3 protein-coding genes are annotated in these 15,665 nt (G+C 50.0%); all 3 read right to left on the reverse strand.

The genetic code is table 11. The features are described from left to right. Window positions 1-3: 3 nt before the first annotated feature. The 3 genes from ACOMG9_RS20990 to ACOMG9_RS21000 all read right to left on the reverse strand — a co-directional run bounded on the left by ACOMG9_RS20990 (window position 4) and on the right by ACOMG9_RS21000 (window position 15,507). Complete coding sequence (locus tag ACOMG9_RS20990; protein ID WP_494529351.1) at window positions 4-354, reverse strand: hypothetical protein; 351 nt, start codon at window positions 352-354, stop codon at window positions 4-6. A gap of 31 nt (window positions 355-385) precedes the next feature. After that, window positions 386-8,035, reverse strand: a complete 7,650-nt coding sequence (locus tag ACOMG9_RS20995; RefSeq protein ID WP_494529352.1) for an AAA family ATPase — start codon at window positions 8,033-8,035, stop codon at window positions 386-388. A gap of 95 nt (window positions 8,036-8,130) precedes the next feature. Further along, complete coding sequence (locus ACOMG9_RS21000) at window positions 8,131-15,507, reverse strand: AAA family ATPase (RefSeq protein ID WP_494529353.1); 7,377 nt, start codon at window positions 15,505-15,507, stop codon at window positions 8,131-8,133. Window positions 15,508-15,665 lie beyond the last annotated feature (158 nt).

Genomic DNA, 15,665 nt, shown 5'->3' on the forward strand with positions numbered 1-15,665 from the left:
TCCTCAGTTAAAATCTTGGGTAGCCGCTAACACCAGAGCTGACGGGCTGGCAAAGCCAGTCCCCGACAAGCGAGTTGTTTGGTGGCAAGGCTGTTTCTGAAGGTGGTTTACGATGATGGCGAGAGTTTCTTCTATTTTGTCAAAACGTTTGTCGTGCTGGTCAAAACCTTTGCGGTTCTCAGACTGGTAAGCCTCAATTTTACAGTCTTGCCGCTCAAACATGAGCCGGTTCTCTCGCTGGTTTTCGAGCACAATCTTCTGTGTTTCCCATGTAATCTCGATGAACCGGTGCAGAGCGTTATCCAACGATTCAAAATAGGATTGAAGTTTCTCTACACGATGTTCCAGTGACATACTGCACCGTTATCATTTGTTGTAGGAGCAGTCAGCGTAGCAGACATTGAGAGGGGGCCGCCAAGGTATTGCAAAGAGACACCTGACACATATCCAACGATTCATAAATCGAGTTCAAATTGATGCGATTCAAAAACTCTTCGGCAATTTTTAACAGCTTATCGGATTTGAGCACCAGAGCGTTATTGGCGTTGAGTGCCTGCTTTAGATAGGTATCCTTGATAGATTTCTGAAACGATAAAGAACTATCAATATTACACATCATGAAAAACAGCTCTTCTGCTGAAGCCGGGTCATGAGCGCCATAGTAGTCGGGGTCCCTGGAGTCCCCGATGTAAGCATTGGCCCAACAATACGTCAGGCAACTGCCTTTTGTGTGTGTCACTTCATACAGGTAATGAATCAAAGCCTGCTCAATTGTTTGCGTACATTTGTATTTTAAATCATGCAAAAGCTTTCTGTCCTCCCATGACACTTCAAGGGACTTCAGAGTGGGTTCGTATTTGCGTTTGATGGCACGTTTTTTTTTCTCCATGCAGTCAAATTCCATTTCACTATCAGGATAAGAACTATCCAATGCATCCAGCTCATGCTGGAGTTGTTTTTCCTTTGCCTCATATTGATTGATCTTTTCCAATAACTGCTTCAAGTCGGGGTTGTTCCTGGTTAACAGGGTTTCGATCTTTTTATCCATCACTTCGCTGCGGAAGGAAGGTCTTCCCATAATAATCACCGGACGACAGTTCGCCTTGCCCGGGATTAACTTCACAAATGCGGGGAGCTGCTCCAGCATTCGTTCTATATTCGGGATGCCCTCAGGTTCGTCCGTCCAGGTGTTTTGTAAAGATGGACTGGCCATTTTATCTTCAAGGAATGGTGAAAATCCGCCATGACAATGAGTGATGAACGGGACATTACCCTCTTCACTCCGGAAGTCTTTATAACCCAGACGCCATACCTGAATATTTTTTTCCCTGGACAACAATTCCCTGTACCACTTTTTCAGGCAGTGGGCGGCATTAACCTTGAGTTCATCAATGCCTTCCAGACACGCCAATAGATCATGATGTTCATGGGCTCCCACAATATGGTGTTCGTAGACAGACAATGGATCCAGCCAACCCGATTGCAGTGCTTCCCAGGCAAAGTGAATAACCGCAGGGTTGTCCAAGTCACTGTATTTGAGTATATCCACCATTGAACTCAGCCACTGGCAGGGGTCTGCTCCGCACTGAATAATCATTTTTGTGTGCAATGATTTGAGTGGTTCAATGACCTGATTTGCATCACTGCCGGACAAGATTGGTTTGACTGCCTCCGACATCGGTTTCCAGGTATACCCATCGGGGTCATGCACATCACCGATCAATTGCTTTTCCAGATGGCCCAATGTTTTTGTCTCCAACATTGAGACACCCATGGAAAAACCGGCTAAATCTTTTTCTTTCCAGAGATTCTTAACCATTTCGAAAGTACCTGGATTTGTGTCTGGTAATGCATTGTTTCTCTCAAGGGCTTTGTTCAGTTCCTCAAAACTGATACCGCAGGCTTTGGCCAGAGCTTGCTGTTGTGCTGAATCAGTTCCTTTCAGGAGATCCCTGATCTTCTTTGATGCAGTGCCGGAACTACCGCTCTTCCGGGTGGGCTGGAAGTCAGGTGTGATTTCTGTTGTCTGCACAGGCTCACCGCCCAAATCCACTGGCTCCCAGGTTTGGCCTCTATCCACAGAATACTCAGCAAAGCTGTGGACAAGGTTGCTTATTTGCCGACATGGAATCCCGAAATAACGACAAAAAGCGATAAAAACAGGCACACGATGACGACAGCTACCTTGCCGCTGTGTGACGAGGAATTGAAAGAAATTGTCACTACTCTCGGGTCGGGCCTTACCAGAAAACTGCTGGCAATAGTCAGTGATCGCCTTAATGCGTTGCCTCGTGTCCTCAGTGCTTTTCATTGTCTGTAAAAGCGCCTCTACTTCGGCTGGGTATTGGTCAGTGGTCGTAAACAGCTCATCCAGTACATTTTTCATAGCCTCTGAACACTGGCTGTCGGAATCTATTGACCGTTCAGGCCGGGTTCCTTTAGTGCTCGTTTTTCTGGGTTCTACGACGTAAGAAAATTGAATACTCTGCCAGGCGCTGGCCTCTGGAATAGTCAGTGAGTGAAGCCCGGTATATCGATCCCTGACCAGGGTAAATGGCAAATCGGGTTCGATACGCAAAGCCACGATATAGTCGTCAGGCGTCAGGCTGGGCAAGTCAAATTGACCGTTGCAGGATGATCTCTTGAGGGTCGCCAGCGTCTGATCTTCGGCTAATGTCACTTCCTGATCATGCCCTGGTAACCGGGCAGGTATGAGGGTTTCAATCCCAAGAGTGGGTTTGTCATTAATGACGATCCGTTTGACATCACCTTCAGCAGTCACGTAAATCTCCTTTGCCCACCAGCGATACATATGGAAAGAAGGGGTCTGCGTATTAAAAATTTTATGGACGTTAACGGGTGGCTTCTCCTGATTTTCATAGTTCGTGTCCTGGTCCAATGTCGGAGTCTGTTTCTGTTGGACTTCCGGATCGTATTGTTCAGGAGCCTTATCATCGCCGGTTTCGAACGCTTCGCTCATAGACCTCTCCACCCAATGGTTTGGCAGATCCCTTATCTGATGCCAAAACCCGGGACATAACTGAACTTCGTGGGCGTTCAATGGGACTATCCGCTGATCGGCCTCTCGCAGATAAGGCTGGGATGCCGGTAATTTCAACGTTTGTTTTTCCTCTTCGGTCAGGGGAAATACACTATCAGCGTCTACACCTGTCCGACCAAACTCATGATTAAACCAGCGGTGCTGCCAGTATCGGTACAGTGCTCCGGTGAAAATATCGTCCGACGGATCGGGCTTCAGGGAAAGACCAGATGCCAGCCACTTTGCCTGAGCCATCATCCTGATGATTGCCGTTCTGGCTGCCTTTTCAGTCAGACGAGCCTTGAAACGAATTTCATGGCGTTTTTCATCAATACTGTTGAGATCACTGCGTCGTATTAACCACGGACGGTCAAGGCCCGATACCATTTGGTTGAACCATTGGCAAAGTCTGAAATCAGGCTCACTTTTACCCATGGCAAGAGCCAATGACTCAGGCAGTTTCTCCACTGACAGGTCAGCGGCCATCAGATAAAGTCGGTAGTGCTGATCGAGGCATTGATAAAGTCCTTTTTCGCTAAAGTCGCCCCTTCTGATAACAGCCCTGGCGACATTCTGTAAATCAAGGCTGGTGGGCTGTAACGGCAAGTTATTGCGTTGCAGGTAAGTCCTCAATCGACAATGTTGCTGAGTCAGCCATTCAGCCACCATTTTCCCTTTTGGGGTCTGTGGCAACACTTTCTCAGCGATGGTCTGCAATTCGGCCCGGTTATACTGCCGGATGGGCAAATGTCGAAAACGCCCTTTCAGGGCCGGTGATAAAGGTTTTCGCCCACTGTACTCAGGAGGGTTGATGGTGGCGAACAGGTGGAAACCCGGATGAGCGTCACCGGCCAGAATATCGTTTAACTCACCTTCCAGATGCTGGCTGCCGATCAGATTCATTTCCGAAATAACCACTATGCCGCCATGGACTTTTGCCGTCTGGATCGCTTCACACACCTTGTCCCAGGAACAATCACAGGCATTCAGGGGAAAGACCTCCGGCATGGATTCTCCCCGTCGTTCAGCCTGCTGTCTGAAACTTTCGATCACCAGGTTCAGTGTGACATCTTTACCCCGTCCGACCGGTCCTTCAATCAGTGTCGCCTGTCTTCCGTCGTGTTTTATGTTGAGATGATAAGCCTGCTGACAGCGGCTTAAATCCTGTCCAAGCCGTTGTACCAGTTCAATGACTGCCGATCCGGAGGTATCAAACTCAGGTCGGATCTCTTGGCTGAATGTTTTGAAGGCCTGCTGAATATCTGACAGGGTGTGATTATGAACTTTGTCACTCAGGCTGTTCTCCGGTTCGTAACGGGTAGCAAACCAGATTTCCAGTGCCAGCTGGGCATCCTGATGAGTCCCGGTAATTTCGGGACCCAGTACATCCAGAAAGCCCTGTTGGATCAAACTGTTGATTTGTCCGGAGGTAACGGGGTCATCTGCGGGCAGCGCACGATCCAGATACCAGCCCACCCAACTGCAGATATCCGTTAAATCCCTGGGGGTAAACTCATGCTCAGGCAACAGCTCCTGATAATGTTGCCAGAGCACCATCACAGTTCCGACAGTATTGCGTACAATGTCGTTTATTTGCTGCTCTGGCAGATGCCGTTGCAACTGATTGACCAGAGCCGGTTCCACCACTCTATCCTGAAGGAAAGCCTGATCCAGGCGTGGGTAGTAAGCCCTGGGCAGTTTTTCCCTGAGGGCCGGGTCCAGCTGGCGTCCGGCATAATGATCCGGGTTGCCGGTGAGAATCACCCGGTGTTTTTCGCTGACCCTGACAGGATGACCATTCACATAAATGCAGGGTTGCGCTTCCCACAAGCCGTTCAATGACGCCAGCAATCCGGCCCGGGCCAGGTTAGCCTCATCCAGCACCAGGGTGATATAGCTTCCTTCAACACAGCCTTCGTCTTTGTGAGTTCCGGTATTGGCCCATTCCATCAATGCCCGGTTTTGTTGCGCCATAGAGCGGTCGCCGTCGGCGTGTTGTTGCCACTGCCAGCGTTTCATCAGGGTTTGTTCGCTGTCAGAAGGTCCAAGGGAAATCACCGCAGCCTGTCCTGAAGCCCTCGCCATTTTGGCGGAAAAGTAGCTTTTCCCGGTGCCGGTTTCCCCCTCGAGGAATATAACGGGAGAGTCTTTAAGCCGGTCATGGAGTCGGGATAATCGACGGTTTTCACGATCCTCCTGACTCATCTTGCCGTGATAAAGATCCCGGGCCAGTGCGGACAGGGACACATCGGCAGAACCCCACCATTTCAGTGATTCAGACAGCCGATTTTCTATGCGTTCAACGGGTTCTGCCTCAGAATTCGCTGTTCTGGCCATGTGAACACAATCGCTGGCCAGAGTGTGGATGGCGTCGTATCGGGTCTGCCCCGGTGGCAGAAGTAACTGCCAGCCAGAAGCCAGTGCATCTTGCAAACGTTTAATCTGTCTGGTTGGTCTGGTGGCCAAGGATTGCCAGGGCTTTGTTGCCGCCGGATCGACTGCCAGCTGATAGGCTACAGCATTTCGTTGTTTTTCCGGTGCGTGGGCCAGGATTATGGCACAGAGCCTGTCCATAACTTCTTTTTCACCCTGTACTGGAAATGGACTTTCGTAGGACAGTTGTAATTTGGCATCTTTAAAGACTGCCGGGTCAAAGGCCCGGGCCAGCTGCCACAGGTTCTGCCTGACAAACTTTCTATTCAGTCGCGGGGTGCTACTGATGATGGTCGCTAACAGATCCGCGTCTACCGAGGCGGCTTGATTCTCATCCGGCTTTTTATGGGCATCCGTCGTCTTGTCCGGTAACAAGTGCCAGCAAGCCACTTTCATAAAATCCCGCACTGACGGATTCTGCCGGGCACCATGGGTGATGACGCTGTTGATGGCCTTGCGCCAATGGCGGGTCAGGAGCTGAGGAGACTGGTCAACCTGCTGTGCTCGTCGGGCAGCCAGTATCAGGTTATTCAACAGGCCTTCGGTCATTTCTGGCAGAGGGTTACACAGGTGGGCAGGTACGGTTTCAAACGCTTCGTAAAGTGAGTGCAGTGCCTGTTCCGGCAGTTCAGTGCGGGAGATACCATGCCTGAGGGCATTGATATCCCAGAGATCGACCTCAGGACAGGGGTTAGCCGTGGCGACCATCGAATTAAATATTGAAGAGGGGCTCTGCACAGACTCAGGCCAGAGTAGGGTGACATTAGCCTGCGGGTAGGCCTGTAATTGGCCATTGACCAACAGAGGTTGCCCAACCGCCAGGGGTTCCAGAAGTTGCTGAAGTGTTGGGTTTGTCTCCAGCCCGCGCAATACCACCGGCTTGCCAGCGGTTAATGTCTGCTGCAAGCCACTCTGATGTCGTCCAAAATGTGCCTTTTGTTCCGAGGTGATACGGATATTATCAAAAAGCTGGCTGAAGCTGGTCTGTTCATTCACCTGAATAACCAGTGGGGCTTGCGGGTAATGATTGATCCAGTGACTTACCTGGGCCTGTTGCTGATAAGTGACTGCATTAAAAGCAGACTGATCTCTGATATTGAACAGAGGTTGTTCATGGTTTTCTGCCAATCCCAGGGCTTCTGGTTGCTGTCCCGGATGAGCCACCTGAAGTCGGGGCGTCAGGCCGGTTGTGTCGCGAATAGTCTGCAGTGAACCCAGCAAACGAAACCAGAGAGCCTCAGTGAGGGGAGACGTTATGGTCACTGCAGCACCCGCCTGAATTTGCTCCAACAGACAGGTATTAGGGGCTGCATAGCCTCCCTGGGCAATGGCAATCGGGCTCAGCCATTCTCTGATATTAACCTGGTTAATAATGATCGGGCCTGGTGGTGCGTGCTTTTTATCAGGCCCTTTGTCAGCTTCTTTGTCACCTTCTTTGTCGCGAGAGCGGGACAGGCTTTGGAACAGTGAATGAAGTTCGTCATTCCCTACCGGCATTTGATAAAACTGAACATTGTCGGGTAACTGACAAACCTTGCCATTGCTCTCAAAGCGCTGTTGCGCCAGTATCTGTCGAATCGTTTGTTCAAAGGTCAGATCCTGCCAGTTGGCACCTTTCAGAATCACCGTTTGTCCGGTCCTCAATGATTCAAGCCTGCCAGGAATGTGCCGGATTCGCCCCTGTTGATCCACTCCGGGGCCGCCTAGAAGCAACTGTCGCCAGTTATTGTGCAAGTGGCAGTCAATAAGAACGGTATTATCCAGAGCAATTTCGGCACTGGGGTATTCAGGCAATATCGGGGGAGCCTTGCAGCTGGTCATTGATGGGGTATTGCCGGTCTGAGTATCGAACTGCCAGGTATTTCCCGGTCGATTAATTCGCCGCCAGAAATCGGCCCCCGGTGCGTCGGCCCCCAGTGCATCGGCCCCCGGTGCATCGGCCCCCGGTGCATCGGCCCCCGGTGCTTCCCCACGTCTGCCAACCGATCTCAACTGTTCAGGAGCCGCCAGCACCAATAGAGAAACATGCTTGCCCAGAGGACGTTTCCTGTGCCTGACTTTGTCGTACAGACAAGGATTATCCGGGTCCAGTAGATCGTTAAATTTCGGCAGTTCAGCGCTGGTGAGTTTTCTGATATCCATCACCAGAGTTAATGGCTGCGAACCTTCGAACAGCTTACCTGAGCGCAGAGTGTGGCGACCATCGCCGGAAATGCTCAACCGGCTCATCAGGTTGGCCTTTGAGAGGTCATCGGGATGAGAAATAAGGGTGACATCCCGATATTTATCGCCGGTTTCGGCAACTAAAAGCTGTCGAACCTCATCATCACTGGCGACAAAACGAAAATCAAAGGAATGAGTAGCTATTGGGAACGGGGAATCGGCTGAGAACAGGCTTCTCGCCCTGTCAGGCAAGATTATCGGAGGTAAGGATCTATTGAGTTGGGGGGTTGCGCAAACCTCTGCAATCTTTGCCGATGAATACTCTGTCGCTCTCTTGGCGGGCGTGACATTATTAGCGGGAAAAGCTTTTCTTTTTTGCCCAACAATACGACCATCCATAGTCAATCTCCCACCTGTTATCTGAAGGACTGTACTGAAAATGTTTAAGCGTAAGACCTTCAGAAAGGATGGAAGTTCCGTAAGGACAGTTGTCATCAGAGGAATAAATATTCTGAGTCAAACATCGAATTCAAATTCACGGTGTTCAAAAACTCATCGGCAATTTTTGTCAGATCGTCGGTTCTGAGCACCAGAGCATTATCGGCGTTGAGTGCCTGTCGTAAGCAGTCATCCTTAATCGATTTCTCAAACTTATAATCGCTAACAATTTCATTCATCATGGCATCCAGCTCTTCTGGTGAGGATGGATCATGGGTGCCATAGTTGTAATTGTATTGGGACCTCCTGATGTGAGCATTCACCCAACAATACGTCAAACTGGCGTTTTTTGAGTGTGTCACTTTATAAAAGTAATGACTGAAGGCCTGCTGAATTACTGGGAAGCATCTGCATTTTAATTCCTCAAGCCTTTCGTCTTCATAGGGCACACCAGGGGACTTTGTTTTGATTTGTTCCGATAACTGCCGCAATTCCGGGCTGTTCTCAACGACTCGTTGAAACAGGGCTTCGCTCTTTTCAACAATCATTGTCTCTGCCCAGTGAGGTTCCCCCAGGATAATCACCCTGCGGTGGTCAGTATTGCCCGAGATTAACTGCCCAAACGCGGGATGTTGCAGCAACATTCGTTCTATATCAGGAACTCCCTCAGGTTCGTCTGTCCAGGACATCTGTATAGATGGGCTGGCTATTTTATTTTCAAGGAGTGACGAAACGCCATCATGAGAATGATCAACGATCAAGTCAGTACCTTCTCTCTTTACGAAGCTTTCATAAGTTAACCGCCATAGCTGGCTATTTTTTTCTGCGGACAATAATTCCTTGTACCACTTTTTAAGGCAATGTCCGGCTTTAAACTTAAACTCATCGATACCTTCGAGACTCACCAATAGTTCATGATGTTCGTCAGCATCTATAATTTCGCCGTCAGAGGTTGGCAGTGGGTCCAGCCAACCCGATTTCAGAGCTTCACGGGCGAGGTGAATCACCGAAGGCTTGCTCAGGTCGCTGTTTTTCAGCAGATCCACCATTGAACTCAACCACTGCCGAGGGTTTGCTTTGCCCTGAACAATCATTTTTGAGTGTAATGATTTGAGTGGTTCAATGACCTGATCTTCATTACTCTCGGACAATGCTTGTGCTATCACCTCCGACATCCTTTTACCGGTATGCTCACTGGTGCCATCAAGAACACCGGTCAGCTGCTTCATGAGATAGCCTGATGTTTTTGTATCCATTGACTCTATGATTGAGACACTCAGGGAAAAACTGGTTAAATCTCCTTGCTCCCAGAGCTTCCTTGCCAATTCAGGAAGACTCAGATGGGTTTCTGGCAATGCACTGTTTGTCTCAAGCGCTTCTTTCAGTTCCTCAAAATTTATGTCAAGGGCTTTAGCCAAAGCTTGCAGTTGTGCCAGATTTGCTGTTTTCAGAAGATCCTTAATCTTCTTTGACTCAGTGCTGGAAACACTGATCCTCCTGGTGGTCTGGAAGACAGATTCAATCTCTGTTGTATTTGCGGGCGCCCCGCCCAAATCCACTGAATTCCAGGTTTGCCGTTCATCCAGAGAATACTCGGCAAAGGCGTGGGTCCGGCTATTAATTTGCCGACAGGGAATTCCGAAGTAACGACACAAAGCAACAAAAACAGGCACACGATGACGACAGCTACCTTGCCGCTGTGTTACAAGAAATTCAAAGAAGTTCTTATTGCTCTCTGGTTGCGCATCTCCGGCAAACTGTCGGCAATATTCGCTGATCGCCTCAATGCGCTGCGTCGTGTTTTTAGCGTTTTTTATTTTCCATAAAGGCAGCTGTTCTTCGGTTGGGTCTTGCAGGTCTTCAATAATGGTCTCAAACAATCTGTCCAGTACTGTTTTCATACCTTCTGAACAGTGGATATCAAAATGTGTTGATTGTTCTGGCCGGACTCCTTTAGCAGCTGTTTTGTTGTTCGATTCTCTGGGTTCTACGACATAAGTACACTGAATACTCTGGTTGGCTCTGGGCTCTTTAATAGACAGTATGTGAAGCCCGGTATATCGACCCCTGACCAGGGTAAATGCCAAATTGGGTTCCAGTCTGAGGGCTACGATATAGTCGTTAGCCCTCAGGCTGGGCAATGGATATTCACCATTAGCATTCTCTGATGACAGCTCAAGGGTCGCCAGCGTTTGATCTCTGGCTAATGTCACTGTCTGGTCACGCCCAGGTAACGATGTTGGTATGAGGGTTTCGAACCCCTGAAGATGTTCATCATCAAGATCGATCAGTTTGACATACCCCTTAGCCGTCACATAATTATCAATTGCCTGCCAGCGATACATGTGGCAAGAATGGTCCTGCGTATCAAAAATTTTATAATCGTTAAGCTCTCTCTTCAGATCCTCATAATTCGTCATTTGGTCCAATGTCTTGGCTTTTTTCTCCTCGACTTCCGGATTGTATCTTTCAGAGTCGTCAACCCATTGGTTCGGCAGATCACTGATCTGATGCCAGAACCCGGGCCAAAATTGAACTTCATTGGCGTTCCATGCCGCTATCCGCTGATCAGCCTTGCGGACATAAGACAGGGAAGCCGGTGCTTTCAGCGTTTGTTGCTCTTCTTTCGTCATGGAGAAGACGCAATTAACGTCCACGCCCGTCTGGCCAAATTGAACACCAAACCAGCTCTGTTGCCAGTGTCGGTAGAGTGCCCGGGTGAGTATGTCGTACGACTGTTGAGGCTTCAGGGGAAGACCGGACGCCTGCCATTTTGCCTGAGCCACCCTCTTGATGATTTCCGTTTTGACTTTTTCTGGATGCAGACAAGTGTTAACACGAATTTCATGGTTTTTTTCATCAATACTGTTGCGGTCACTGTGTCGTATCAACCAGGGGCGATCAATGCCCGATACCGTTTCATTGAACCAATGGCAAAGATCAGACTCCAGCGCTCCTTCACCTAAATTCGGGAGCGATGACCCGGGCAGTTCCGCCAGCGATATTTTGGCGGCCATCAGATAAAGCCGGTAGTGCTGATTGAAGCATTGAAGAAGTCTCTTGTCGGTCAAGGCGCCCTCTCTTGCAACCGCCCTGGCGACATTCTGCAGATCAAGACTGGTCGGCTGCAGCGACAAGTTTTGCTGTTGCAGGTAAGCCCTTAATCGACAGTGTTGCTGCGACAGCTCTTTAGCCAGGATTTTCCCCTCCGGGTTCTGTGGCAATACTTTTGCAGCAATGGTCTGCAGTTCTATCGGGTTATACTGCCGGATGGGCAGATGTCTGAAACGCCCCTTCAGTGCCGGTGATAAGGGTTTGCGCCCGCTGTACTGAGGCGGGTTGACGGTGGCAAACAGGTGGAAGCCCGGATGGGCGTCACCGGCCAGAATATCGTTCAATTCACCTTCCAGATGCTGGCTGTCGATCAGATTCATTTCCGAAATCACTACGATGCCGCCATCGACTTTTGCCTTCTGGATCGCTTCACACACTTTTTCCCAGGAACAATCGCAGGCATTCAGGTAAAAGACTTCCGGCATCGACTCTTCCTGTCGCTTAGCCTGCTGTTTGACACTTTCAATCACCAGGTTCAGCGTGGCATCCTTACCCCGCCCGGCCGGGCCTTCAATCAGTGTCGCCTGACGGCCGCCGTGTTTTCTGCCGTGATGGTAAGCCTGCTGACAGCGGCTTAAATCCTGTCCAAGCTGTTGCACCAGCTCACAGACTGCCGATCCGGAGGTATCAAAGTCTGGTCGGATTTCTCGGGTGACTGTAATGAAGGTCTGCTGAATCTCTGACAGGGTCTTGTTACGAACTCTGTCGCTCAGGGTGTTCTCCGGTTGGTAACGAGCAGCAAACCAGATTTCCAGTGCTGACAGGGCATCCTGATGAGTTTCGGTGATTTCGGGCCCCAGTACATCCCGAAAACTATGTTGGATAAGACTGTTTATTTGCTCACAGGTAACCTTGTCTCCTTTGGATAACCCACGATCCAGATACCAACCCACCCAACTGCAGATATCCGTTAAATCTCTGGGGGTAAACTCATGCCCGGGCAAGAGTTCCTGATAATATTGCCAGAGTGCCATCACACATTTGGCAGCACTCTGTGCAATGTCGTTTATTTGCTGCTCCGGCAGATGTCGCTGTAGCTGATTGAGTAGAGCGGGTTCCACCACCCTGTCCCGAAGGAATGCCTGGTCTAACCGTGGGTAGTAAGCTCTGGGCATTTTCTCTCTCAGGGCCGGGCTCATCTGCCGCCCGGCGTAATGATCCGGGTTACCGGTGAGAATCACCCGGTGTTTCGGGCCGACATTGACAGGATGACCATTGACGTATATGCAGGGTTGCGGTTCCCATAAGCCGTTCAATGATGCCAGCAATCCGGCTTTGGCCAGGTTGGCTTCATCCAGCACCAGAGTGACATAGTGTCCATCCTTCCCGGACGGAGTGTTGGCCCATTGCATCAGCGCCCGGTTTTGCAGTGTCATGGAGCGATCACCCTCGGTGTGCTCTTGCCACTGCCAGCGTTTCATCAGGGTTTGTTCGCTGTCAGATGGCCCAAGGGAAATGACCTCAGCCTGTCCTGAAGCGTTCGCCATTTTGGCGGAAAAGTAACTTTTTCCAGTACCGGTTTCTCCCTGCAGGAAGATAACGGGAGAATCCGCGAACCGTTCATGGAGTCGGGATAATCGTCGGCTTTCACGATCCTTCTGGTTCGTCAGGCCGTGATAAAGATCCTCGGCCAGTGCCGATAAGGGCTTATCCACAGACCCCGTCCATGCCAGTGATTCAGACAGTCGATTTTTTATGTGCTCAATGCCTGCTGCGTCAGAATTGGCTGTTCTGGCTATGTAAAAGCAATCGCCAGCCAGAGATTGAATGCCATCGGATCGGGTCTGCCCCGATGACAAAGTTAACTGCCAGCCAGAAGCCAGTGCATCTTGCAAACGTTTAATCTGTCTTGTAGGTCTGATGGTTAACGATTGCCAGGGCTCTGCCGCTGCTGGGTCGACTGCCAGCTGATAGGCCATTGTCTGGCGTTTTTCTTCAGGCGCATGGGCCAGGACCATGGCACAGAATCTGTCCAGAACTTCTTTTTCACCCTCTACTGGAAATGGACTTTCATAGCACACTTGTAATTCACTGCCCTTAAATGCCGCCGGATCAAAGGCTCGGGCCAGTTGCCAGAAGTTCTGCTTCATAAACTTTCTATCCAATCGCAGAGCACCGTTGATGATGGTAGCTAACTGATCCGGGTCTACCGAGGTGGTTTGATCCTTAGCCGGCGTCGTATGAACATCAGGCAGTGAATGCCAACAAGCCACTTTCATAAAATCGCGCACGGACGGATGCTGCCGGGTGCCATGGGTAATGACGCTATTGATAGCCTTGCGCCAGTGACCGGGTAAAAGCAGTGGTGACTGGTCAACCTGCTGTAACCGTCGGGCAGCCAGTATCAGGTTATTCAACAAGTCTTCGGTAATTTCAGGCAAAGGGTTACAAAGATGAGCAGGTACGGTATTAAACGCATTGTAAACTGAGTAAAGTGCTTGTTCTGGCAATTCAGTCCGGGGGATACCATGCCTGTCCGCATTGATATCCCAGATATCGAAGTCAGGACATGGGGCAGCCGTGGCGACCATCGAATCCAATACCGAAGAGAAGCTCATCACGGACTTGGGCCAGAGTATTTCGACAAGGGCTTTTGGGAAGACCTGTAATTGGCCATTCACCAACAGAGGTTGCCCTACAGCCAGGGGTTCCAGAAGTTGCTGAAGCATTGGATTAGTTTCCAGTCCCCGCAATAAAACCGGCGTGCCAGCGATTAATGCCTTCTGCAACCCGCTCTGACGTCGCCCAAAATGAGCCTTTTGTTCCGAAGTGATATGGATATTATCAAAGAGCTGGCTGAAGCTGGTCTGTTCATTGATCTGGATGACCAGAGGTGCTTCCTGCTGATAATTGATCCATTGGCTTGCCTGGGCCTGTTGATGATAAGTGACAATATCAAAGGCAGTTTGCTCTCTGGTTTTCTCCAGCAGGCTGGACAGAGGCTGCCCATCGTTTTCTGGCAATCCAAGGGCTTTCGGCTGTTGTTTTGAGTGCATCACCTGAAGTCGGGGCTCCAGGTCACTCGTTTCGCGAATAGTCTGCAATGAACCCAGCAAACGAAACCATAGTGCATCATTAAGGGCAGAGGTTACAGTGACTACACCACCCGCCCGAATTTGTTCCAACAAACAGTTGTTAGGGGTTGCATAGCCTTGCGGGGAAATAGCAATCGGGTTCAGCCATTCACTAATGTTACTCTGGTTAATGATGATCGGGTTTCCTGAAGCGTCACCCGGGCAGGACAGGGTTTGAAACAGTGAGTGAAGCTCATTATTGTCTACCGACATTTGATAAAACTGAACATCGTCGGGTAACCCACAGATCTTGCCATTGCTCTCAAAGCACTGCTGCGCCAGTATCTGTCGAATCGTCTGTTCAAAAGCCAGGTCCTGCCAGTTGGCCCCTTTCAGAATGACCCGTTGTCCGGCCCTCAAACACTCAAGCCTGCCGGGGACGTGCCGGATTCGCCCCTGTTGATCCACTCCCGGCCCGCCCAGCAGCAACTGTCGCCAGCTGTTGTGCCTATGACAGTCAATTAGAACGGTACTGTCGTCATCCATAGCACTTTCGGCACTGGGGAGTTCAGCCAATAGTGGAGAAACATTGTCTACGTCCATTGATGGGGCATTGTCGGTCTGAGCCTCGAACTGCCAGGTATTTCCCGGCCTGTTAATTCGCCGCCAGAAGTCAGCACCGGGAGCGTCGGCTGCGGGTGCATCTTCACGCAGACCAACCGATGCCAACTGTTCAGGGGCGGCCACGACCAATAGCGAAACATGCTCACCCAAAGGGCGTTTCTTCTGACTGGCTTTGTCGAACAGACAGGGGTTATCCGGGTCCAGCAGATCATTAAATTTTGGCAGCTGTTCGCTGTTGAGTTTTCGGATATCCATCACCAGTGTGAGTGGCTGTGAACCTTCGAACAGCTTGCCCGAACTCACAGTGTGGCGACCATCGGCGGAAATGCTCAACCGGCTCACCAGGTTAGCCTGTGCAAGATCATCGGGGTGGGAAATAAGGGTGATATCTCTATTCTCATCGCCGGTCCGGGCAACTAAAAGCCGTCGAACCTCATCATCACTGGCGACAAAACGAAAATCAAAAGAATAAGGGGCCTTTGGGAGCGTGCAATCCATAGAGAATACGGAACTCGTTCTGTCAGGCAACATCACCGGATTTGATGATGTCTTGGTTTGGGGAGTGACACCAGAGCAGACCTCTGCAATCCTTGATGATGATTCTCCTCCCTGTCTCTTGGCTGGAGATAAACTATTATCAGCAGAAGGTTTGCATTTTTGCCCAACAATACGACCATCCATAGTGAATCTCCTACCTGTTATTTGAAGGACAGCATTGCCATTGTTTAATGGTATGACCTTCAGACAGGATGGAAGTTCCGTCAGGATAGTTATACCAATCGAACTTTCTAACTCCCTATTGCGCTGAAGATTTGAGCCTTAATCCTGCGTTGGCGATC

The organism is Endozoicomonas sp. PH6C, from assembly GCF_059322965.1.